Below are 24,385 nucleotides of genomic sequence, written 5' to 3'. Positions count from 1 at the left end.
TGAATAATATAACTGGAAAATATCTAGAGGAGTGTTTATATGAATCATTTAGCCTTTTCTCCACGTGAATTAGGAGGGAAAGATTCTCCTTTTCTCCTTACAATAGAAGAATGGCTTACGTTTACTAATTATTTAAAAAAATGGATTTCAGACCCCACTAGTATTGATCAAGTAAGGGACATACACGGCGAGAGGTACAAAAAAAATTGGGATAAACTCATCACAACTTCTGCATTTCGTAGAGTAGTTGAAGAAGCACTTGCAACTAAGTTAATCGTTAGAGAAAAATGTAAGTTTTGGAACAATGAGGGACGCAAAGATATACTTATTCTTTCTCAAAACATTGTATCCTTTGCAGATATGATTACTATTAAATATTATATTGATCTGAATCAGATAATCTCGGAAGCTCAAGATGGTAAATTATCTCCAAATACTAAATCTAAATTTATAAATATTTGTGAGGATTTATCTAATCACGCACAGACATTTTATCAACAGTCTCAAGCTATGGCAACATCCCTTTCCGAATTTTATTCAGAGATTCAAAAACATGAAGGCACAGTACAGAACTGGTCGCATCTGATGTCACAATTCGCACTGCACACCTCAGATGATTTTACTGTTGCACAGAACACAGTTGTCAATTTAGTAGCTCCAGTCATGCAATTGGTTCGGTATAACGAGTACGTTTTACCTGTTATTCGGAAAGTTCATAGAATATGGGGATCTATATCTTATGATTTAAAAGAACTGGCAGACAATATTGAGGATATCGAAAATCTAGAAGCGTTCATTGCTGCTTTAGAGCTAGAATTGGCCTTTGAAGATTGGAAAGCAATTCGGGATGAAGCGGAAAATTTTTATAAAAATGCAGAGAACTCTTCTTGAAGAAAAACATTTATAAATGGAGAAAAAGTTTCAATTTAATTCGGAATCCTTTAATCGAGGATTTAGTTATCAAGGAACTACCATTATTACTGATGGAATCATTGCGGACGAATTTGTTTACGATTACTTTATTCCAAACCCTTACACAACTAGGACAATTAAAGTTCAGGATGGGCCAGACCTTTCTAACGTGACAAAAATCAGAATGGAATTAGCAGGTTCTCTTGTTACTAATTATAAGAAAAAATCCCTAATTTAATTAAACATGTACAGATAAATTTTTAAAATAAAATGATCCATTAATCAAAAAATGAATAGTGAGGGGTTTTATATGAATTATGCTGCAGCCTTTTCAACACATGAATTGGGAGGGAAAAGCTCTCCATTTCTCCTCTCAGTAGAAGAATGGAGAAATTTTTCTAATTATATGAAAAGATGCATCTCACTACCAACTACTCAAAGCATTCTACAGGAGAGAATATCTAATATAAATAACGGACAATTAACACAAAGTTGGTTTAACCTCATAGAAAGAGATACTGCATATTCTACATTGGTATTAACAGGTACAGAAATGACTACTAGGGTAAAAGAAGCCTCTGGATTTTGGGGCACTGGAGGACGTGCAGCAATAATTGCTCTCGCTCAAAATATTATAGCTTATGCAAATCTGATTTGTATTAAACACCGTGATGATCTTAATCAAGTTCTATTGGAAGCACATAATGGAAATATGTCTCCAAGTACTAAAACTAAGTTTATAAATGTATGTAAGGATTTATCTGAACACGCCCTAAAATATCATCTAGAGTCTCAAACGATGCTGACATATCTATCTGATTTTTATACAGTAATTGGAACTTGTAAAGATACACATCAAAGTTGCCTAAATCTGATTCCACGTATAGCAATAAGAGATCATCTTGAATATGCCGTTGTACATAATACGGGAACTTTTTTATTAGGTGCAATTAGCAGTGTAATTCCTTCTGAAACAAAGATTTTACCTGTAATTCGAAAAATCCATCTAATATGGAGTGCTATCTCTTATGATTTAAAAGAATTAGGGGAGAACATGAGTGAGGATTTAGTTAGTCTTCCTGATATTATTGCTGCACTAGAGCTTGAATTAGCATTTGAAAATTGGAGTGTAATTCGTGAGGAAGCTGAAGAATTTCACAAAAATGCAGAGAACTTTTCTTGAAGAAAAGCATTTATAAGTAGATATTGATTGTTACCATATAGGGGTCACCATATCATTTTAAGAAAATTGTACGCTAAGGAATTTATAAAGGTTGTTGAGATTTAATAAACGTTTATAAATATTTTGTAATATCTTTATAAACGCAACAAACCTTGATTTTATAAGGATTAAAGTTATGTCCTTAAAAGTATATCTTTATAAACATGAGGTTTTTGAAACGAGAAAATGTGTACCTTAAGTGAATTTGAAAGTAAACTAATGGGTAAAAGTTTACATTCGGTTTTGGAATCATTTATAACTAATTTTGTAATAAATTTCTCAATATTGATATACTTGTTAATTATGGTTTTAATATTCAAAATTAACAAAAAATAAATTATAATAAAAATATGATGGTTATCCTTTTGTTTACTCCTTGTGCCAAAGATAAGATCGTGTTCGCCGATCTTATCTTTTTTTATTTTTGGATTTTTGATACAAAAAAATGAATCCTTATCTTAAGGATTCAAGTTATGTCCTTAAAGGTATACCTTTTGGAACTGTAAAACATCTAAGGGTTTTCTGAAGGGAATTTTATAGATTTCTAGATAGATTGACTATTGATAAGTGAAGTTATGTAAACATGACGTGTATATAATATACAAGGGGAATTTGCAGAAAAATATAAGTAAAGGTATACAAAATATGTCTTGCCATCCTACCGTGGTATGAATTCCCCTTTAGAAAGATACTACTATTGTTGGATGTTATTATAATTTTATTTGAATAAACTATAGATATCAAACTAACATAGGAGGAGAAACGAATATGTCTAACAAGTCTAAAGTTCACGGTTTAAAAGAGAATCAGCAGGAAGAAATTGACGCCATTCAACAAACGATCACTGAGATTGAGGTTGCATTTAATCAACATGATGCGGATGAATTAGATCGTCACTTTACTTCAGACGCTACATGGGTAAATGTGCTTGGTGAACGGCTATCAGGTTGGAAGCAAATCAATGAAGTACACAAGACTATCTTGGCAGGACCACTTCGCAACTCATATGCTTCCTATACAGTTGAAAGCATTAACTTTGTGCGCTCGGATGTAGCTATTACACATATTAGGCAATACCCGACAACCTCTAAAGGGACAATAATAGAAAACGGGCAAGGCAGCCTTGCTATTTATGTGATGGTCAAAGAACTCGGAACGTGGCAGGTCGCTGCTGGACAGAATACATTTGTCCATAATTAAATACAAAATATATCTAGAGCGTTATCTTTTTCTTCTTTGTTGATTCCAATGTAATTTTTTGTGCATGGATTTTTGACCTCTTTATTTATACTGTTTTGAATGTATAATTTTTTTGTTGATTTTGAGGATATCAAGAATTTCGGGGAGAAGTAAATATTTAAAAGGAACTGAATGGAAACTGAAAATATAAAGTTTCCATTGGAACTTATAATTGAAATCCAACATATGATGCCATGAGCATTTACAACATAGTTTTAGTCAGGGCAATAAGAAAAACCACAGCAATTGTTGTGGTTTTTCTTATTGATGAAACCGTAAGTAAACTTCTATTCAAAAGTTTACTTTCATGTTTTAGGTCTAAGGAAAGGGAAATTAGAAGGGTTAGCTCCTCGGCTTGCTTCACCCAGCCATCACCTCACATCTAAAAACAAGGAATTATAAAATATTAATTGAATATATTTTTTGATACCGACTAAAATTTAGGAATGGAAAGAGGGCAATCTGATGCATTACATAACTGCATGCTTGAAAATTATTAGTGATAAAGACCTTAATGAAATAATAGAGGAGTTCAAAAAACTTGAAAAAGAAACTATTAAAGAAGAAGGATGTATTCAATTTCATGTGTACCCTCTTGAACCCTCAGAACGAAAATTAATGCTGTGGGAGATTTGGGAAAACGAAGAAGCTCTTAATGTTCATTTCACCAAACCACACACTCAAAATACTCTAAAACAAGAATTAGCAGAAATAGAATGGGTAATTAGAAGTAATGTGAATTAACAAGATTGGTTGTTCTTGTAGTTTTGATAAAATATAAATATGATGATTTTAAAAAATCTCTCGGATTGCCTGAGAGATTTTTTTATGTTTAGGTGCTTTGGTATATGTAGAAAAATATAAAGTGGTTAGAAGGGTGTTTGCTATTTTCATACATTTGTAAAACTCGTTTTCACTAAATGAACATTAAACATGTTTTAAAAGTTGTACCTTTTGGAAGTGTTTTTTTAGATGTTCATATGTAAAAAGTAAAACTAAGTTTAGGTATTTATATAATTTGTAAAACACGCCGTTGAATATCCAAATAAAAGCCCAGCAATATCATGCATACGTACCGATATTACTGGGCTTTATGAGTTTAACATTTTGTATCTTTTGTAAAACTCATCCGAAAATTTATTTGATAAACCTTTATATTTTTAAGTAATTAATTATATCCTTTAAACATTAACTTATACTTAATCATTTGTTAAAAAACATTAAATTTATTCAGCATTTTATTTTTGTTAGGATAAGTATATAACTTTTTCGGGTACCCAAAACGAGTTATAACTTAGCAATTAATCAAAATAACTAAAAATCTATTTAACTTTATATTCGCATTTTAAAATTTAATTACTTTAAAAATAATTGTTATCTCTATAGAAACCAAACAGTTAGTGCCCATTTACATGGTAATTAATAAGTTGAAAAAAAGTCTCTGTAATTTCTGCAAAACCATTTTTTATAGGGGAAGCAAACCATAATGAGATTTTTTCTTGATTCTCATCACCTTTGATAGGAATTTTTATTATTTCATTAAAAAAGTTTCTGTATTTATCCTCAAATGTGAAATCTAACGCTATAGAATTGGCTAAATCGTTTTTAACAGCATAAATGATGGAACTTGTATTATTTGTTAGAAAAAGAATATTGCTATTTTCGCCTGTCTTGGTTTCTATATGTCTCACATAATTAAGGATATATTCATCTTGATATAACACTAAAGGTTCTTTGATAAGCATTTTACAATCTATCTGATCATATGATGATAATATTGCATGTCTGTTCATTGCAATATGAAATTTCCCTTCACATATTTTCCTAATATTATAAGGAAAACTTTGTTTTTTTATATTATCAGAATCAATTATAAGTGCGAAATCAATTTGTTCCATTTGTAAAGCTGAAAAAATTTGTTGAGTTTTCTCTTGCACTATCTCCATTTCTATAAAGGGAAATTCACTTTTCAACTTATTAATTGCTTCAACCAGTGGCGGGATAACGCCTGGTACAACAGCAATTTTTATGTGTAATTTGGGATAAACTCTTTTATCTTTTGTATATTCCAAGATTTCATTAATTTTTTCTAAAGCATCATAAGCATTCTTTATAATATGTAATCCTTCTACCGTTGGATATGTACCATCTTTAGTTCTATTAAAAAGGGATGTATTCAACTCTTTTTCTAACTTTTTAATACCTTGACACACAGCAGACGGGGTGAGGTTTAATTTTTTCGCTACACGCGAAAGCTTTCTTTCTTCGGAGAGGGTTACGATTAATTTTAATTGTTCTATATTCATATGGGATCATCCTTTGTCAATTAGTTTACATACATTAAATTAATTTTAAGTTCCTCTGTATTTAACGTATGTTCTCTAACTTTATTGAAACCATACATAGATATATATATGTATGTATCTATCTTAACATTATTTATATATAAAATGGAGGTAACAAATATGTGTTCTAATAATAATAAAAACAATACTATGGGTACTTTAATAAATCCTTCCTTATCAACTAATGATATTAAACACCCTTTAGCCAATAATCCAATCACATCAGAACAAAACATTGATTATAAAGATTATTTAACTTCATCCTCTGAATCATATTTGAGCCCGCAAGATGGGGTGAATATTGGAATTGATATTATTGCGGGAATATTAAAATTTTTAGGTATTCCGTTCACAGGAGCGATAGCTGAATACTACAAATGGGTAGTTAGTAAATTATGGCCATCAAGTAATTCAAATGAAATTTGGGAAACTTTTATGAAAAAAATGGAAAGTCTCATTGATAGAAAAATAGCTGAACATATAAAAAAAGATGCCATATCAAAGTTAAAGGGATTGCAAGAAGGATTAGAAAGTTACATGAATGCACTCGAATCTTGGCAAAGAAATACTCGAGATTTTCAAACTAAATTATTAGTAAAAGATAGATTTGTGGCATTAGATATGATTTTTAAGACCACCATACCTCAATTTGCAGTAAAAGATGGTGAAGTATTATTGTTACCGATATACGCCCAAGCTGCAAACCTTCATTTGTATTTAATAAAAGATGCTCAGATTTTTGGGGAAGATTGGGGAATGAAACAAAAGGAAATTAATTTATTCCATGAAGAACAATTAAAAGCAACAGGAAAATATATTAATCATTGTTTGGAATGGTATACTCGTGAACTAAGTAGGTTAAGTGAGGATAAAACTGCTAAAGGATGGTTAACTTACCATCGTTTTCGTAGAGAAATGACACTAATTTTATTAGATCTAATTTCAGTGTTTCCTTATTATGACATACGTACATATCCAATTCCGACGGCTGTTCAACTTACCAGGGACTTATATTCCAGTCCAAATGGATATAATCCAGCAGAAGGCTCCTCATGGAGTCGTCCTTGGAGCAATGTTGTCACAACATCATTATTTGATAGACTTGAAAAAGATTTTATTCGTCCACCACATTTATTTGAGCTATTAAAGTCAATAGAAATTGCAACCATTAAGCAGAAACTACCCCTTAATGATAAGGAGTATATCAATCATTGGTCTGGCCATTCTTTAACATGCACAAATATAAATGGATCTACAACCAATAAATATGATTATGGTTTTATCAATAGTTCTGACAAAGATAAGATGGATTTACATGATAATGATGCTGTATGGACCTTTTTTGATGCAGCATGTTTATCAAATGCCTATGGGTCTATTTATGGAATTCCAATAGGCAATTTCTATACGGGAAAAGGCAATGGATTCCTTAGTAACTATGTTTATTTGAAAGGACATACAACCTCTTCAAATTCAATAGAACGCTATAATTCATTCGATGAAATACCCCGGGAAAATGGAGGTGTATTTAGTCATAGATTATCTCATATAACTTTCAGTTCTTTTTCACCAGCTAATGGTATATATTTCAGATTCCCTGTTTTTACATGGACGCATATGAGCGCAAATCTTAACAATGCAATTTCCTCAGATAAAATTACACAAATACCACTTGTAAAGGCGTATACTAAAGATTCTGGCACTACAGTTATACGTGGTAATGGGTTTACCGGAGGAGATCTACTTAGTAGAAAGACTCCTGGCGTAGTGGCTCAATTGGAAGTGAATGTGAATTCGTCGTTATCACAACGATATAAAGTAAGAGTACGTTATTGCTCTACTACAAACATGCGAATTTATATAAAAGTTTCAGGGCAACGTATATATGCAACTACTGTTAATAAAACTAGAGTGAAAAATCAGCCAGTTAAATATGAATCATATAATTTGGGAACAATTGAAACCTCTTTTACATTTTCAAAAAAAGTTGATAACGTAACAGTGGGTGTAGATACTTTCAAATCTAACGAGGAAGTTTATATAGATAAAGTTGAATTTATTCCAGTAAAGTAAAAGCCTAATTATCAATTTACAAGTCATAATTAGGTTCATGTTAAAAAATATGTAAAATTTCAAACTCTTATGTACATGTTATAATATAAGTACAAATAAAATTTCCAGTCTATAACTTATACCTTTTGGGACAAAAAAAGCAATTCATATATTGGATGTTTCTAGGAATGTTTAATGGTATTATTAATTATATATAATTGAATAAGTATATTATGGGAAAATGGATTGGTTTTGGATAAAGTTTATATTTGAGGACAACGGAACAGGTCAAAACGTGTTCCAAGGGGATAGTATTGCGCTAAAAATGGAGTTCCAAGCCAATCAAACAGATGGACAAGAAAGATAAATTAAGAGCATATGTTTTTTAATAATTTGTAAGACTGATTACTATATATCTATACCCAAAGCCATTGATATCAGTATTTGTGCTTGGGGGATAAGTTACTAGTAAGATGAGGATACTAGAATAAAAGAGAAAGCTTTGCATAATATGCAAAGCTTTTGTCTTTATTTACTCACAAAATATCCAATTGTATAGATAATCCATAAGTGGGCCGGATAGAAAATATAAAACATATATTTTGTGAATGCATTATTTACACCACGTTCTCCATTGTATAAAAAGAAGAATGGCAACGCAAATACCATCATCCATTGATTACCGTAACCAAACAGACCCATATCTGTAAAGAGTTCTTCAATCATAAGTAACGTCGGAACTTCTGATAATGAGAGTAATACATATGTGATAATTAACCACATTTTCTTCTCTCTAAAGAAATAGAAAATTAGAGTCATTGTCACTCCAAAAATATTTGCCTCTGTAAACATTCCTAATAACGCTACAATAATTATAGCTGGAATTCCTAGTAGATAATTTTTTGTGCACTTTATATAATCAATCACACATAATAACACTATTCCAAACCCAAGCGACAAGAAAATATTATTGTGGAGTTCACCTTCTCTTGGGAACATATACTGAATTAGTGCTGAACCCGCAAACATAATCTCTGCCCATATAAACACACGCGTAGCATACTTTTTACGATTTCGTGTATAGAAAAATCCTTCCACTACAAAATAGAAGAAAATTGGTGCCACAATACGTCCTGGATGATGCATCCACATTGGCATACCTGGAATGTAAGTATACACGTGGTCAATGACCATAAGGACCATTGCAAAAATCTTTAATTGAAAAGCATTTAACCTCATAAAAATATAAAACCTCCACTTTATATATTACTCAAATACAATTAGTCCTCTAGGAAAACTATATTGTTTCTTACATCAACGATATACTTATATAAAGTTTCTATAGTAAGAGCATCTCTTATTTATCCAAGGGGTTCTTTTTCATGAAAAGAACCCCTTGAAAAGTATAATTTCAGGTATACTTTCTATGTTATTTTTAGATCAAGCACCTATATTATTAGAAACATGCATTTTTAATTCATAAGTTTTTTCAAATAACTTCGTCGAATGATGAAAAAGCTTATAACAAATAGCAATAAAAATATTCCTACACCTATTGCTGTGACTCCATAAAGTGCAGATGAAAAATGGTTACGCATTGCAAGCATTATTCCACATAGAAGAATAGATGCAAGTGTAAACGGGACAAAAATTAAAGTTGCCAACTCCTTAGTCACAACAGCAACTAATTCTTTCACAGAAAAGCCAAGCTTTCGGATTCCTGTATATTTTTCTTTTTCTTCTTCAAATGACGTTTGCAGATAGAAATAAAGAATACTCATTGCCGCGCTCAAGAAGATAAGGCTCAACATGAAACCGATAAAGAATAGAAGACTCACTGTAGTTTTTTCAATCTCGTAAAAATTAATTTTAGAAGAAATTAGGCGCTCATTTGGTATTGTTGAAATTTTGGAAAGAATCGTTTCGGACAAGTCGAGCTTTTCTGTCCAATTATCAATTTCATAAGCAAATACTTTAAATACAGGATAGTTAATAGTTTCATAAACAGTATCTGGGACGATATAGTACATCTTTTGGAAACCTGAAGTTAAAATATTTCGTTTCTCAAGGCCCGCATATTTAAGTTTTCCTAACGGGTAGTCACGAATAATTTCTATACTTGGAAGAGCATAGTTATTTCCTGCTGCAACATAGTATTCATCATCCTTTAGTGAAATTGCCTTATGAAAACCAAGAGCATTATAATTTGAAACCGACATAAAGCCAATATTATGATTTTTATCTGTTTTAAATGCAGAATAATATGCATCGTATTTACCTTGTTTTGCTAATGCATTTTCAATAAATGAAATATCTTTCTTTTCAACTTCAGGTGTATTACCTGAGAGTGAGATATATTCAAAGCTGTACGGATCTATTGATTCTGCTCTCGTATTTATATTGTAATAGGAACTGTACAGTACATTTGTACATACAAATACACCTAGCAACAAGACTGTTAATAAATAGATAAGATGGGAATGTGAGCGACCTTTGGCCTTTATGTTCGAAACGTAAAGCATATTTGTTTTTTTGTAATACGACGGTCGTTTTTGTAAAACATGAATCGATACAAACATTCCCTGCGTGATAATAAAATATATGGCTAATAGCGAACTAACAAATAGTAAAATGTAATGGATGGTTCCAGATGATTCAACCCAATTCATTTCTAATATGAGCGATAGTGCTAAGAATACGCTGGTAATTACTGATAGTAACAACTTCCATGGTGCAGGCACAATTAACTTTTCCTGTGTTACATCTGCTTTTAACAGATGTACAGCTTCTTCTTTGTTAATAAAACGTGTTATAAATTTAGAAACGATACAGAATAAAATTGCAAATAAAATAATAGTTAATGCGATAGCTTGTATTGGTATATACATACCAAAGCTATTCACTTGTAACACCCTTTTGGTGACCATTAAAAACAACGGGGCGATTACAAGACCAAGCACAATCGCTTTTATAATTGCTACACTAGCAATAAGCATATTTTCTTTGAACACCATCTTACGCACTTGCTTCATAGATGCTCCAGTAATCATAAAAATGCCAAGACTTTTTGTTTTCTTTTTCAAAAACGAAAACATCGAATAAATGATGAAAACGAATGAAAAAATATACACAATAAAGCTCGTAAGTATCATTACAAGGCTAAGTGTGCTTCCTGTTTGAATGCTCGCTAACATAGGATGAAATGCTACAATCGAAAATAAGAAAAATATCAAAATGGAAAATACACTGCTTAAAAAATAAGAAATATATGTCCATTTATCGCGCAAAATGTTTTGAAGGACAATATGATTAAAACTCATGCTGTCCACCACCTAAAAATGTAAGTGTGTCCATAATTTCTTGATAAAACTTCTGTTTATTATTGCCTCGATGCACCTCATTATAAAGAATACCGTCTTTTATAAAGATTACGCGATGTGCAAAACTAGCAACATAGGCATCATGTGTCACCATTAAAATAGCTGTGTTAAAGGTCTTGTTAATTGACTCAAACAATGTCATAACATCATTTACCGCTTTAGAATCTAGGTTTCCAGTTGGTTCATCAGCTAATAATAACCCTGGTTCATGAATAACAGCTCGAGCAATTGCTACACGCTGTTTCTGTCCACCTGAAATTTCAAATGTACGTTTCTTTAAAACTTCTTTAATACCTAAAAAAATTGCAACTTTCTCTAAACGTTTGCTCATCTCCTTATCATCTACAGAATCAAGTACCAAAGGTAATAAAATATTTTCCTCTACTGTTAAGGTATGAACAAGGTTAAAGTCTTGAAAGACAAACCCTAATTCTTTTCGACGAAACTTCGCTAGTTCATTATCATTTAATTCATAAGGATTTTTTGAATTAATTGTAACTGAGCCATTAGTTGGGCTATCGATTGTTGAAATGCAGTTAAGAAAAGTTGTTTTTCCACTACCAGAAGGCCCCATTACCGCAACAAACTCACTCTTGTTTAAATTAAAATCAATACCTTTCAATGCTTGATAGGAAATTTCTCCTGTATATACTTTTTGAAGCTCTTTTACATTTAAAATGGTGTCTGACATCAGTACCTCACTCCTTTGTATCTTTCAGTATTTGATTATAGATGGGCCTTTTACTTCTTAATATCTTTCAATGTGACAGCAATATGACAAAATTGTCACATTCAAAACGGCTACCTTATTTGGTAGCCGTTTCTATACTTCTTGAGAAATCTATTGTAAATGTTGTTTCATTATCTTTAGAATGTAGGTGGTATGGATGATTAAATGTAGTAAGGATACTTTTTACTAAATAAAGACCGATACCAGTTGCTTCTCCTTTTGTACGTCCTTTCGTTCCCGTGTAAAATAATTCAAAAACACGTTTTATTTCACTTTCAGGTATTGTTTCTCCTTTATTTTTAATAAATAACTGTCCATTTTCATAATGGATCATAATAGAAGAGTATTTTTCGCCATATTTAACAGCATTACTTAATAACTGGTAAACCACAACCTTTAACCATTTACGATCTGAATAAAGCAATATATCCTCCGTTATAGTGCTTTTTGGAAAGATTTCTTCCTCAATAAAATAATCCCTTAAATCATTAATAACTTCCTGCACGATATGTTTTAACTGAATTGGTTCTATTTTTAAATCTGCTAATAATTTAGTAGAGCGACTATACGTTAGTAACTGATTTAAAGAGAAGTTCAGTTTATCACATTCAACTTTTACTTTTTGCCATTCTGCAAGGGAATTTGGTTCCTTAAACTGATTGGATTGTATAAGCAGTTGAATGACAGAAAGTGGCGTTTTCATTTGATGAACTGCATTAGAAATCATTAATTGCTGATCATGTAAAGAACTCTTATACTCCTCTTCTTTTGATAGAAATAAGGATTGAATATATTGCAATTGAGTTGCGTATGCTTTCTCGTATGGAGCAATTGGCTGATAAATCATGAAATTGTCCGTATGGATGTTCTTGTTCTCAATATGTATATACATTTTTTTACGACGTAAATAACGACAAAAAAGTAGTACAATTAATAGAGAGAAGGCTAGAAATATAAAATAGGTATAATGATTTTCAAAACCATCTAATCGATGAATCACAATTGGTAAGCTAATAAATGTAATAATATAAAGGATAATAAAGCTCAAATGGTCTTTTAAAAATAACTTCATGTGAGTCTCTCCGTTAATTGGTAGCCAATTCCTCTAATAGTTGTAATTTCTAAAGTCGAATTAATGGCTTCTAACTTCTTACGTAGTCTTGCAATATTTACTGTTAAGGTATTTTCCTCGACAAATTCTTCCTCATCCCAAATGGCTGTAAGTAGTTGCTGTCTTGTTACAACATTAGGATACGCTTCAAAGAACATTGTACATAGCTGGAGTTCTTTTACCGTTAATGGCTCCTCCTGATTAGGTGTGCATAATCGTACAGTGTCTAAGTTTAAAATTGTATTTCCTATTTTTAAAATTTTCGCCTGTATATTTCTTGCATATTCGCCATATATACGACGAATTTGTCCATTAATTTTTGCAAGTACTACTCCTAATAAAAAAGGTTTGGTAATGAAATCATCCGCACCATTTTCAATGCCATACACTTGATCTGCTTCATTTATACGAGCAGATAGCATCACAATAGGACAATTGGATAGCTGTCTTATCTTACGAGACCAATAATAACCATCAAAGGCAGGAAGAGTAATGTCCATTATGACAAGGTGGGGTTGAAAATCTTGAAAAACTTCTAATATTCTTTGAAAATCTTCTACAATGAGGCAATGATAGCCATATTTTTCAAGGTGGTTTTTTAGCGTACCTGCAATATTCATTTCATCTTCAACAATCAATAATTTATACATTTAATCCTCCGGTTTCTTTATTAACTTTATCCTACTATCTTAATTTTAAACCATTATTATCTACGGTCAAAAAATTTACAGCTAATCAATTTTCAGTTAACAATCTTTTTATATCATTAGCCTTATTAGTTTACTATACAGAAATCGGCTTTTTCTTTATAAAATTTTGCTTAGCATACGAACTTCGCGTTGTGTTGATGATACCTAAATAAGAAAAACCAAAAGAACTTGTAGGAATCCTACAAGTTCTTTTTTTAGATAATGTATAAAAGGTGAAACAAACTATCTCATAATTTGAATCAGAGCAAACACTATAACCACGGGTTGATTTTATTATATACCAAATCTTAACGTATGCACTTTTAATATTTGAAAATTATGTGAATTTAAAATAGGAGAATAAATAACTGTCTTAACCCCTGAAAATCCTAATTTAATATTTCGAACAAAACATTTTAAATCAATATCTATATCGTAATAATTTATAAAAAATACAAGTATAAGTAAATAGAGAAGAATGGTGCATTCTTATTAGAAACTTAATTAGGTTTTGCTGAGTACTTAAATAGAGAGCAAGACTCTCTTTTTAAGAGTTGCTATATTTTACAATAAAAAAATAAAATCCCTTTTAAAAAAAGCGTTTCAAAAGGGATTTTTGTCAAACATACTTATGTGCATTATAAACAGTTAAATTGTTTCAAGAAGGGGTAACCTCCAGCATTTTGGTAAAAAAACCCGCTAAGAGTATACAAAGTTTTATGCAAAAAATAGGGAGACATAGGGAACAATAAGTAAGCCAAAAGTCGCTCTAAAATAGGAATGTATAAAAAGATGTATAGAGTCATAGAAAAAGAAAAAGGCGAATCCCTTCTAAGAGTAAGAGGACACTTTTTTCTTCGCTACCGATAATGAGACGTTATGTTAATTGAACATGTATAGGATATACACTCTTCCTTATTCAACTAAATGGCAGTTTAGTTCCACAAGAAACAGGAATGTTTGTGTTTTTTGTTGAATTTAAGAATTCAAAGATAAAAATTTGAGGTGGATATTGTGTCGCAAGTTGCACTTTTAACGGTCACTCACGACCCCAAGGGAATAAACATTGAGCTTTTTCAACAATTACAAGAGGATCTTGAGGGTATTTATGGGGAACTTTTCATTACCATTAGCGATTTGTCGTCAATTGAATTAGTTAAAGAGATGGAAAGAAGTCAATTTAATGTGAAGATAATTCCGAAGAAGGGAGCGGCTCAGGCACGAAGAGAAGTTGTGAAATTTGGTCTTACAGGTCAATGTCAGTATTTCCATTATTGTGACTTTGACCGTTTGTTAACTTGGAGTAAGAATCATTTAGATGAATTAAAGAATATGGTGTCAGATATGCCGAATTACGATTACCTTATTTTAGGACGTACTGAACGTGCAATGAACACACACCCATTGGAATGGATTGAAACGGAAAAGATAACAAACAAAATCTGTTCTTTAGAGCTAGGTAAGGAAGTTGATATAACAGCAGGTTCTTGTTCTTTTTCAAGGGAATGTGCGAATAATATCAATAATTTTTCGAAAGAAAAGATGACAGATGCAGAGTGGGTAATGATAATTCATAGAATTGCTAAGTTGAATGTGGAGTACGCTCAAGTTGAAGGGTTAGAGTACCACGAAGATACTAACGGAATTACGAGGATTATAAGTGATTCTGAAAAGTGGTTAAGAAGGCTTCAACTTAGTTTAATTATTAGTGAAACCGCATTTAAAATAGGTAAATAAATGCTTTTTAATGTGAGTTTGTGAAAAAATATACTTAAACAAAAGGGTGCTTTAATTAAGCAAGAAACTAAAAACTTTTAACTTCCGCTTTCGAAAATTATGTAAACAAGCTGCCTACATGGGCAGCTTATTGTATTTTTGGCTTAGCGTGGGTTTTTTTTATGCTGCCGGTATCCCTTATATACTGAGGGATTCTCAAGAATCAATACTACTATTTTCATAATTTTAATTTTAAATTACAGAATATTATAATATTATTTTATCAAATTTAATAGGTTAACAATATTTGTAAAAAATGATATGTTTTTATTGTACTATTTTTTCTGAAAATTAAATAGTCAAACCAAATAGGGAAGGGGTTAATTTTATGTTTAAATCAAAATTCAAAAAAACAATTGGGGTACTAGGTTTAACATCAGCATTATTTATTTCTGCAATGCCTGCAAGTGCTGATTCGGGGGAGATTTGGGTTAGAAATAAATACCCAAATGCATATGATATTGTTTTTGATGCTAAGAACAAAACAGTTATGGTCTATGAGAGGGACGAAAATGGTAACACTATCCCAACTTTTGAAAGATGTACTATGGTAGGGAGTCAATGTTTTGTGCCTAAATAATATACTATTTTGTAATACTATTATATTTGTTCAAGGGGATCAACAACAAAATACGAATTTCGTACGCTAAGCAAAATTCTATTTATTAATCCATAATATTGGTTTATTAAATTAATGCAGTATTTTATAAAATTTGATCATGTTTTTGTGTAAATTTAAAAATATTAAGGAGGATTTTTATTATGAAGAAAACGTTAGTTATTTCTGCACTCACTTTAGCCTTAACAAGTATAGGAGCAAGCTCATCATTTGCAAGCACTGAGAATATAAGCGGTACACCGGAGAAAATTTCACAAAACAAAGCGGTAAAAGCAGTAAATAAAAGTAAAAAAAAGGACCCCAATTTGATGGTTAGCGAGTCGTTTTCCTTAAAAGATGGCGAAGTGACAACACCAACACTTAACCATAAAAAAGGTGCAGAGATGAGAATTAGCATCCAGAATAACTCTACTGGTGATGTAAAATGGTATCTAAAAAATTCAAAGGACAGAGTGGTGAGCCAGGGGTATATAAAGAAGGGCGAAATAGGTAAGGAAACAGTTTACCGTGAAAAAGGTAAGTATAAAATCAGAGTTGTTAGTGAAAGTAAGGGAACGGGAAAAATTCATATAGGCGCTCGTACTATGGAATAGTATAAATAAGAAATGAAAAAATCACTCCTGGCTATCGCAAGCACAGAAGTGGTTTTCAAAAGAAATAATAGCTTATAATAACCGTCACCCTGACGGTAGCAGTTACTTGAAGAGATGTTACCAGCATCTCTTCTTTTATTATAAACACAAGGTATTCCTGTAATACTTCTACAGGAGGTACAGCCACATTGCTATCAAGATAATAAAATCCTTTCTATCTAAAATGTAAGAAGGATAACGCAAAAAGGGATAAAACTATAATTGGGGGGCCGCTGAATAAGCAGACCTTTTCATTTGAATCCTGCAAAAAATTTTGTATCTATAATTCCAAAAGCGACTTTACAAGGGAATGGATTTTTTCCTTCTGAAGCAGCATGCATACAAGAAAGCACCCAATATGCCAGTTCTAACGGTAAGCGGTATATTTGAAGACTACCATCATTGTTTTTTACTGTTACAATCGGTGCATTTACCCTGGTTGTAGAAAAACCATCCGTTGTTATCATTGGTACTGCATCATTAGCTTGAAAACCAGCACTTAATACCTCGTAAATCACTCCGTCTTTCTCATTAATAATCATAGGTATATTTAGAAAGGGATAGCTATTAATATTATTATGAATAATTGCTCCTGCGGCGTTCTTTCTTATCTGATTCCCTTGCATTTTTACACTCCTTTAAATGATCTAAACTTGATAACATCAATTTATGCTATTTAACATCTATTATATTAGAGAAATGCAGTTTCATCTTGTTATAAAAAGCATCTGTACATACAACAGCGCTATTTGAAGGGTCAATATCAACAACAGTCATATAACTAGAGAGCAAATAGCCATCCTCATAATATGTGATCATTATTTCTTCTTCAGATACTAAGGAACATAATAACATATTTTCAATTCGTTCTTTTTCTTCAGCTGTTAAAATCGGACGGGTAACTTTGTGTTGTTCCCTAATGATTTCACGTATCCCATCAAATTGGGGTGTTAATGCGGCGAACGGAGCCCATTTCACCATTCCGCGCCCCTTTGGCATATTAGCGTTGCTCATTTTTTGTGTCCTCCTATCAGTGTGTTTCTATATCTAGCTGTGGCGCTATGCGTGTAGGAAATTCCCCGCAATATGCTGTTCTTTCCAAACCTTGTGCGTATTTCATCCATTACTTTTGTTAATTTTACTTCTTGTTCTCGCTGCGTTATGTTATCAAAAAGAGAAATTTGTTCCTCTCCTTCTTGGATTAGATTCGTTAGAGAAATACTTATGCTGCGAATGGGTTCTCCAGTATATTGTTGATGTAAAAAGTATGTACAGATCTTATAAATATCCATCGTTAGGTTAGTTGGACGACTTAAAGTATGTGTTTTTCTAATACCACCGTTATAACTCTTGCTATAACCGACTGAAAAATGAACGGTTTGAGCAAATTTATTTTGTCTTCTAAGCCGATAACAAACTTCTTCAATATGTTCCAGTAAAATAATCGAAAATTCTTCTATTGTGTAATCGCGCATGAGTATTTGGCTTTTCCCAACAGAAGTTGTGGCAGGAACATATTTTTCTGAAATGCGACTAAAGTCAATTCCGTAGCTATGTAAGTGTAATTCTTCTCCAATCTTACCGAAGCTCTGTTTTAAGTATTTAAGAGGGTAATTGGCTAAATCTCCTATAGAATGTATTCCTTTTCGATTCAACTTTTCTTTCGTTTTGTAAGAAATGCCCCAAAATGTATGAAGCGGTCGTATGCTCCATAATTTTGTTGGGACATCTTCATATTTCCAATAAGCAATGCCGTTTTGATTCTTCTTTGCTTCAATATCTAAAGCTACTTTGCTCATTAAAGGGTTAGGGCCAATTCCTATTGTGCATTCGATCCGTGTTTTCGCATATATTTCACGTTTAAATTTCAACGCAAACTCATAGGGATCGTTAGCAAATAAATGAATACTATCCGTAATATCCATGAAGAACTCATCGATGGAATATTGGTGAAAATCCTCAATAGGAACGTACTGTAAAGCTAACTTTGTTATGTAATTAGAACATTTAATGTATGTTCCCATAATTGGATTTACAACAAGAATGTCTTTTCTGCGAGGAATCTCGTATAATCTGGCCATCTTCTTTACACCCAATGCTTTTAATGGTGGAGTGGCAGCCAATACAATTGAGCCGCTCCTGTTCACATCACCAACTACAGCTAATTTTGTATGCATTGGGTCTAATCCTATTTTAATGCAACTCACTGAAGCATAAAAGCTTCTTAAATCAACACACAAGATGATTCTATTCGGTAGGATTGAATAGTCATACACTGTGATTCCCCCTTAAATATAATAAGAACATAGGTTCGCTAACATTATACACGAACCTATGTTCTTTTATGAAGAGGTTTTACAAATATAATTTGAATATAAATATTTTGTTAAGCAGAATATTTAACAAAAAGTTTGAATCCCCAAAAACGAAACATATGAAAATTTCCTTATAGGGGGGGTACAGCCGAGATACGTATAAAAATAGGTCATAGCCTTACTTTTATTTCCAGATGTAATTTATGGAGCTTATAAATTATCGTTTCATCTATTAGGGGTCACCATACATGCCCATCAAGCTAAGGGTGGGTCTTTCATGAACTTCCGTTCTTGTTGCCTACATGCTTGATAATTTGTTTATTTGTTCTTAAAAATACACATACCAAATAAACCTTGATAAGGTGTATTTTTAAATTTTATGCAGTTTTCTGCTTTAGATTGGATACAGTACACTGATAAACGACACCTAAAATATCAAAGACTGTCTTTTTCTCATATCGATGCGATTTCCGTCCGTTTTTCTGTAAGAGGTCAAACAGACGAAGGAAAATTTTTGATACTTCTTGGGTGTCTTTTTGTATAGATTCATACACTAGTTGCAGATAATCTTGAATCATATAAATTGCTTTATATTCACTTAATTCTTTTTGTTTTTTCTGTAGTAACAGCTGTCGCATTTTGAACATAGTGGAAGAACAAAGAAAAATAGCGATTAACTGTCCATAAAGATGACATTCTAGACGCTCTCGCTTAATATTGTGACAATGATTGATACCAAAAAGAGATTTCCATGTTTTAAATACAATCTCTATTTGCCAACGTAGAGAGTAAATCTCGTGAACATGTTCCATCGGAACAATTTCCCATGGGATGTTGGTAATATAAACATTGATTTCTGTTAAACGTTTACTTTTTTCAGAGTATGTAACCCCTTTTTTCTTTTCAACATAAGTTTGCTGTTTCCTACGTTTATGAACTTGAGCTGATGTGAGTCTGTATATTACAACTCGTGAGGGTAATTTTTGTTGTCCAACATAGGCATTTCGGATTTCATAAGTATCTCCTGGTTTTATCTGATGCATGATATGTTCAAGGTCAAGTAAAGCATATAAAGATTGCTTTTTTACTGACCCATCCCGAAAGAATTCTGGAGATTCATTTTTAACATATACTCTATTATTTAATTTCAACCGCGAAACATAGAATACCCCTCGCTGATCCATCTGGTCTAAATCTTTTAGAGAAAAGTATCCTAAATCTCGAATACATAAATCTCCTGGTCGTAAGGTATCCAAATATTCTGTACCAAAGGTTTTATCATTATTTTTACCTGGTTCCATTTGAAAATTGAGGAATTTCCCACTATGTAAATCATACTCTAGTTGAATCTTAATACCAGCTGTCTGTGCACATCCTCCTAAACCAGGATAAATAGAAGCTAAATGGTTGGGTACTTGAAAAATAGTAGCATCTAAAATACGTATACGTTGAAAATAAGAAATGTATTGGTTTGAGATTTGAGAAGAATCATTTAGTTTACTTTGGATTAAAAGGGAAAATACACGCTGTAGAAATAAAACAGCACAACGGTTAAAACGTTGATTAAGTCCTTCTGGACTCATAAGTGTAGCTGTATTTGCATAAAGCTGACTACATAATCGAGTCAGAGAATCGCTTGCTACGTGTTGACTAATCCAGATACATAAAGCAGTCAAATCTTGTGCACCATACTTGCTTTTACGTTTTACAAAACCTGCCTCTTGTGCAAGTTGTTGAAGAATATGTGGGGATAGATATCGCTATAGTTCTTCAGCGAATAAATGAAACTCATCCTGAATCGATAGATTCATACAAAAATGCCATCCTTTCTGTATATTTCTACAAAAAGAATAGCTTTTTTTGTTTATATGGATACAAATTTATTTTAGCTTGATAGCGATGGGGGGAGAACTCCAAGACCATCATTTCGATGGTTTATTTTTATGTACAGAACATCAAATAGATTTCGGCGATTCAGTGTGAAATGTTTAAAACGACCAAAAACTTGGAAGTAAGCAAATTATCAATTGGAATTCCACAGATTTCTTTTGGAGTGGTTTCAGCTGAAGTTACAAAATGAAAAACGAGAAAGTTCGCAAAAAATACAATAATCAAATTATTATGGAAATATTGATAGTGTGAAGCTTATAATTGAACTGGGTGATTAAAAGTGACTATACAAAATGAAAAGATAATTGATATCTGTGATAACCGCAGACTATTAAATAAATATTCACGTAACAGTATTCCTAGCGTAATCTTCATAGCAGGGTTAGGCGATAGCTATGAGACATGGAAAAAAGTCCAAGACCGAATATCGCAAAAAACATCAACCTTTTCCTATAACAGGTCTGGTATTGGCAGGAGTCAAGTCGCATCCGTCCCGACGACTTGCTATGATCTAGTCGAGGAGCTCAACGAATTGTTGCTAGCGCTTGAAGTGGAGAAGCCCTATATATTAGTGGGGCATTCTTTTGGTGGTTTGGTCGCTAGATTATATGCCAGCCTTTATCCACTGAACATCTGTGGTATGGTTTTGGTTGACGCTGCACCGGAATATAAAGAACTTGCCTATGAAAAGGTTCTACCCGAAAATCTGCTTGCAAGAAATAGGGAATATTACGAGAATCCTATGTTGAATAATGAGAAGATTGATAAAATACAAAGTTATAAGCAAATCGTTGATCATTCAAAGCAAAGTAACCTCCCTCTTGCAATTATTACAAGAGGTTTACCTGACAATGTTGAAGAGGGATGGCCATCTCAAGAAATATTGGAAATTGAGCAAAGACTCCAAGCAGAATTCCAATGGCTATCAACGTCAAGCAAGTACCGGATTGCTAGTCAAAGTGGACATTATATTCATCATGATGAGCCAGAAGTTGTTATAGAGGAGATTATGTTAATGTTGAAGGAGATGGGGAAATGAGCGATACAAGGATTAAATTGATGCTGGATTTACAAAGAATTGAGAAGGATGAGTATCAGTTACGCGAAGGTGAGCAGCATCAAGATTTCTTACCTTTGTTACTTCAATATATTGGCGATCCTCAGCCAGAATTACGGGATAACTTGATTTATTCGATGTTTTATATGTGGATTAAGGAAGAGAATAGATTCAGTGAAGAGGAGTTACGAAGCCTCTTAACTGTTCTGACTGATGAGAACCATTTGTTCTATAGTATTGGTAGCGAGGATGATCAGTCAGTTTTTACAAGGACGTTCTCTGCCTTACCTATCGCTTTGATTGTGCAACGCCACAGACAGAATCCATTTTTTAATCAAGCGGAAATTGAGCAATTAATGCATGCGATGCTACGTTATTATAAAGAGGAGAAGGATCTGCGAGGTTACCTTTCAGTAGGAGGCTGGGCTCACAGCGCGTCTCATGGTGCGGATGTTTTTGTTGAGCTAGTGCAGTGCGAGGAGAGCAGCGTCGCAATGCTGCGTGAGGTTCTTGTCGCTATTTCTGGCATGCTTCATAATGGTAGACACATTTTTAGCGATGAGGATGATGAGCGGTTGGTAAACATCGTGGATACGATGATTGACAAAGAGTTACTTCCACATCAAGAATTCGCTGATTGGATTAGCGGCTTAGCGCAATGCTGCAATTTGCCGAGAAGTCGCAGTCAGGTGATTGCTCGCGTGAACAGCAAGAATTTTTTACGCAGTCTCTATTTCAGAAGGGGACAAGATAGCCGAGGGAATGAGCTTAACACGGTCATACTTGGTACTGAGGCAATATTGAACAAGTTTTCTTTCAGTTAAAGGGTTAGAGGGGTCGTCCCCATCGCTATCAACTTAAGAAACACATTCTTCCCCAAAACGATAAAATTAAACTTTTGTACTATAAAAAATGTAGAATTTCCGTTTAGGGGATACTTTAAAATCTTAGCTTGATGGGCATGTATGGTGACCCCTACAAGCTGAAATAAAGAATTAACTTTAAAAGTAGTTACCTAACAAAATATAGATTTGAATCATCTTTCTCAATGTCTAAAATAACTTAATGTGGTAAAATAATATTGGATGGGATTCCAATACATATTATTAAAATTAAAGTGGTTCAAGTCGGAGGAAGGCACCTAAGGGTGTCTTTTCTTTATTTTTAAAAGGACCTGCTCAATTAATGCCTAAAAACATAAGGTATATTAAATCCGTTAAATACATGCGTACACCCTTGTTTTCTCCTCTTATTAAAGGAGGTTCTATTGTTATGGGCTATGGTGGTAGTTGCGGCGAAGGCTGCGGTTTCGCTGGAGGATTTGCTTTAATCGTTGTACTCTTTATACTGTTAATAATTGTTGGAGCTTCTTGCTTATGCTAAAAAACTATCGGAAAAGGCACTCTCCTATGGGTGTCTTTTCTTTTTCTCAATATAAGAGTTATAAATGCATGCTATAATTTTAATAGAAATTCCCTTTTGTGCAATGAGATAGAAATACCCAACCAACAACCCACTGTTACGGAAATTCAGTGGGCTTTTCTTTTGTTTTTACATTTGTTATAATTTCCTTAAAGGTATTTCAATGTTTCTGTACGTATATAATAAAAGAAGAGATGCGTCAACATCTCTTCAAGTAACTGCTACCGCAAGGTGAGTGGTTGCGACTAAATACTACTTTTTAGATTTAGAAGACTTCCCACGCTTGCGAGGCTGACGGGTGGTCTTCTTCTTTTTGTTTTTAGAAGTAATCTTCTTAACTACGAAAACCACAAGTTCTCGTACAATCGTCTTAATTACCTCTAATACTATTTGAAGAAATAGATCCATTGGCTACACCTCCTTTCCCCATCAAATGAGAAAAGGACAGTCGTAACCACCCACCCTACAATATACAGTTGTTCTTATTCTATCATACTAGTACAATCTCACCAATATAAAATAACCCACCTATTTCCGTAGGTGAGTTTCATGTGATTTTGCACTTGTGCTCAATTGATTATAACAGAAACCCCTGATTATCGTTATATCTCTACACCAAAAATTTCACGTACTATATCCGATGTGTAAAACCAAATTCTGCAATAGGGCCTATTCTACCAGTCCCCACCATAATAAAAATCCCCTAAATAGGAGGTTCGCTAAATTAATATACAAGTAGGGGTACCGCCACATTGCTATCAATCTAAGAAAGGTAAATGCCCCCAGAACGAAATTTTGTGCTAACTTGTAGCAAAAAAGCTCATTTTTTCGTTTTGGGGTAATTCTGAATTCTTAAGTTGATGGATGTGTGGCGAGACCCCATTACTATCAACTTAAGAATTGATAGTAATGAGGTATTTAATTTCTTATCTTGATGAGTATGGGATACTGCCAGCATTTCTTCTATCTTCTATATTCTTGTTGTAGGGTGTTA

The 24,385-nt window shown here is 32.8% G+C and carries 20 protein-coding genes and 3 pseudogenes; 13 read left to right on the top strand and 10 right to left on the bottom strand.

Annotated features, from left to right (window positions below):
* The first annotated feature begins 39 nt into the window (after nucleotides 1–39).
* The 5 genes and pseudogenes from ACS2FK_RS22365 (at nucleotide 40) to ACS2FK_RS22345 (ending at nucleotide 4,117) form a co-directional block, all read left to right on the top strand.
* Nucleotides 40–891, top strand: a complete 852-nt coding sequence (locus ACS2FK_RS22365) for a hypothetical protein (RefSeq protein WP_063549543.1) — start codon at nucleotides 40–42, stop codon at nucleotides 889–891.
* Between the two features lie 16 nt (nucleotides 892–907).
* Nucleotides 908–1,150, top strand: a pseudogene (locus tag ACS2FK_RS22360) (hypothetical protein); the annotation flags it as partial.
* Nucleotides 1,151–1,222: 72 nt separating this feature from the next.
* Entirely contained in the window at nucleotides 1,223–2,095 is an 873-nt protein-coding gene (locus ACS2FK_RS22355; RefSeq protein ID WP_063549539.1) for a hypothetical protein, read from the top strand.
* Nucleotides 2,096–2,902: 807 nt separating this feature from the next.
* Nucleotides 2,903–3,334 (top strand): SgcJ/EcaC family oxidoreductase, encoded by a 432-nt coding sequence (locus ACS2FK_RS22350; RefSeq protein WP_063549537.1) that lies wholly within the window; start codon nucleotides 2,903–2,905, stop codon nucleotides 3,332–3,334.
* Between the two features lie 504 nt (nucleotides 3,335–3,838).
* Nucleotides 3,839–4,117 (top strand): putative quinol monooxygenase, encoded by a 279-nt coding sequence (locus ACS2FK_RS22345; protein WP_002169788.1) that lies wholly within the window; start codon nucleotides 3,839–3,841, stop codon nucleotides 4,115–4,117.
* Nucleotides 4,118–4,770: 653 nt separating this feature from the next.
* Here the strand turns inward: ACS2FK_RS22345 and ACS2FK_RS22340 are convergent.
* Nucleotides 4,771–5,679 carry a LysR family transcriptional regulator gene (locus ACS2FK_RS22340; protein WP_063549535.1) on the bottom strand — a complete coding sequence of 303 codons (909 nt, stop codon included), beginning with the start codon at nucleotides 5,677–5,679 and terminating at the stop codon, nucleotides 4,771–4,773.
* Nucleotides 5,680–5,838: 159 nt separating this feature from the next.
* On the opposite strand from ACS2FK_RS22340, the gene ACS2FK_RS22335 reads away from it, so the two are divergent.
* On the top strand, nucleotides 5,839–7,791 hold the full coding sequence (locus ACS2FK_RS22335) for an insecticidal delta-endotoxin Cry8Ea1 family protein (RefSeq protein ID WP_063549533.1): 1,953 nt from the start codon (nucleotides 5,839–5,841) through the stop codon (nucleotides 7,789–7,791).
* Nucleotides 7,792–8,008: 217 nt separating this feature from the next.
* Nucleotides 8,009–8,137: pseudogene (locus ACS2FK_RS22330) on the top strand (TasA family protein); the annotation flags it as partial.
* A gap of 161 nt (nucleotides 8,138–8,298) precedes the next feature.
* Here the strand turns inward: ACS2FK_RS22330 and ACS2FK_RS22325 are convergent.
* From ACS2FK_RS22325 to ACS2FK_RS22305, 5 genes are all read right to left on the bottom strand, one after another.
* A complete protein-coding gene (locus ACS2FK_RS22325) occupies nucleotides 8,299–9,009 on the bottom strand; it encodes a TraX family protein (RefSeq protein WP_063549531.1) in 711 nt (236 codons plus the stop codon).
* Between the two features lie 233 nt (nucleotides 9,010–9,242).
* Nucleotides 9,243–11,090 carry an FtsX-like permease family protein gene (locus ACS2FK_RS22320; RefSeq protein ID WP_063549529.1) on the bottom strand — a complete coding sequence of 616 codons (1,848 nt, stop codon included), beginning with the start codon at nucleotides 11,088–11,090 and terminating at the stop codon, nucleotides 9,243–9,245.
* Complete coding sequence (locus ACS2FK_RS22315; protein ID WP_063549527.1) at nucleotides 11,080–11,841, bottom strand: ABC transporter ATP-binding protein; 762 nt, start codon at nucleotides 11,839–11,841, stop codon at nucleotides 11,080–11,082. The genes ACS2FK_RS22320 and ACS2FK_RS22315 overlap by 11 nt, the downstream gene beginning before the upstream one ends.
* Before the next feature lie 115 nt (nucleotides 11,842–11,956).
* On the bottom strand, nucleotides 11,957–12,952 hold the full coding sequence (locus ACS2FK_RS22310) for a sensor histidine kinase (protein WP_063549525.1): 996 nt from the start codon (nucleotides 12,950–12,952) through the stop codon (nucleotides 11,957–11,959).
* Entirely contained in the window at nucleotides 12,949–13,641 is a 693-nt protein-coding gene (locus ACS2FK_RS22305) for a response regulator transcription factor (RefSeq protein WP_063549523.1), read from the bottom strand. Before ACS2FK_RS22305 ends, ACS2FK_RS22310 begins: the two co-directional genes overlap by 4 nt.
* A gap of 1,053 nt (nucleotides 13,642–14,694) precedes the next feature.
* On the opposite strand from ACS2FK_RS22305, the gene ACS2FK_RS22300 reads away from it, so the two are divergent.
* The 3 genes from ACS2FK_RS22300 to ACS2FK_RS22290 all read left to right on the top strand — a co-directional run bounded on the left by ACS2FK_RS22300 (nucleotide 14,695) and on the right by ACS2FK_RS22290 (nucleotide 16,668).
* On the top strand, nucleotides 14,695–15,417 hold the full coding sequence (locus tag ACS2FK_RS22300; protein WP_080470013.1) for a hypothetical protein: 723 nt from the start codon (nucleotides 14,695–14,697) through the stop codon (nucleotides 15,415–15,417).
* Nucleotides 15,418–15,784: 367 nt separating this feature from the next.
* Nucleotides 15,785–16,036 (top strand): hypothetical protein, encoded by a 252-nt coding sequence (locus ACS2FK_RS22295; RefSeq protein WP_063549519.1) that lies wholly within the window; start codon nucleotides 15,785–15,787, stop codon nucleotides 16,034–16,036.
* A 182-nt stretch (nucleotides 16,037–16,218) separates the two neighbouring features.
* A complete protein-coding gene (locus tag ACS2FK_RS22290) occupies nucleotides 16,219–16,668 on the top strand; it encodes a hypothetical protein (RefSeq protein ID WP_063549517.1) in 450 nt (149 codons plus the stop codon).
* 290 nt (nucleotides 16,669–16,958) lie between these two features.
* Here the strand turns inward: ACS2FK_RS22290 and ACS2FK_RS22285 are convergent, their stop codons facing one another.
* The 4 genes and pseudogenes from ACS2FK_RS22285 to ACS2FK_RS22270 all read right to left on the bottom strand — a co-directional run bounded on the left by ACS2FK_RS22285 (nucleotide 16,959) and on the right by ACS2FK_RS22270 (nucleotide 20,833).
* A complete protein-coding gene (locus ACS2FK_RS22285; protein WP_063549515.1) occupies nucleotides 16,959–17,333 on the bottom strand; it encodes a hypothetical protein in 375 nt (124 codons plus the stop codon).
* 46 nt (nucleotides 17,334–17,379) lie between these two features.
* Nucleotides 17,380–17,721 carry a YolD-like family protein gene (locus ACS2FK_RS22280; RefSeq protein ID WP_063549513.1) on the bottom strand — a complete coding sequence of 114 codons (342 nt, stop codon included), beginning with the start codon at nucleotides 17,719–17,721 and terminating at the stop codon, nucleotides 17,380–17,382.
* Nucleotides 17,718–18,983, bottom strand: a complete 1,266-nt coding sequence (locus tag ACS2FK_RS22275) for a Y-family DNA polymerase (RefSeq protein ID WP_063549511.1) — start codon at nucleotides 18,981–18,983, stop codon at nucleotides 17,718–17,720. The genes ACS2FK_RS22280 and ACS2FK_RS22275 overlap by 4 nt, the downstream gene beginning before the upstream one ends.
* Before the next feature lie 416 nt (nucleotides 18,984–19,399).
* A pseudogene (locus ACS2FK_RS22270) lies at nucleotides 19,400–20,833 on the bottom strand (IS4 family transposase).
* 359 nt (nucleotides 20,834–21,192) lie between these two features.
* Between ACS2FK_RS22270 and ACS2FK_RS22265 the strand changes: the two are divergent.
* From ACS2FK_RS22265 to ACS2FK_RS22255, 3 genes are all read left to right on the top strand, one after another.
* Complete coding sequence (locus ACS2FK_RS22265; protein WP_000155199.1) at nucleotides 21,193–21,951, top strand: alpha/beta fold hydrolase; 759 nt, start codon at nucleotides 21,193–21,195, stop codon at nucleotides 21,949–21,951.
* On the top strand, nucleotides 21,948–22,793 hold the full coding sequence (locus tag ACS2FK_RS22260) for a DUF2785 domain-containing protein (protein WP_001285739.1): 846 nt from the start codon (nucleotides 21,948–21,950) through the stop codon (nucleotides 22,791–22,793). The genes ACS2FK_RS22265 and ACS2FK_RS22260 overlap by 4 nt, the downstream gene beginning before the upstream one ends.
* 448 nt (nucleotides 22,794–23,241) lie before the next feature.
* Nucleotides 23,242–23,352 (top strand): YjcZ family sporulation protein, encoded by a 111-nt coding sequence (locus tag ACS2FK_RS22255; protein WP_080470016.1) that lies wholly within the window; start codon nucleotides 23,242–23,244, stop codon nucleotides 23,350–23,352.
* The last annotated feature ends 1,033 nt before the right edge of the window (nucleotides 23,353–24,385 follow it).

Source organism: Bacillus cereus group sp. BceL220, assembly GCF_051776965.1.
GTDB classification, from domain to species: Bacteria; Bacillota; Bacilli; order Bacillales; family Bacillaceae_G; genus Bacillus_A; species Bacillus_A cereus.
Note: the sequence above shows the minus strand (reverse complement) of the source record. Positions and strands in the feature narration are given on the sequence as shown.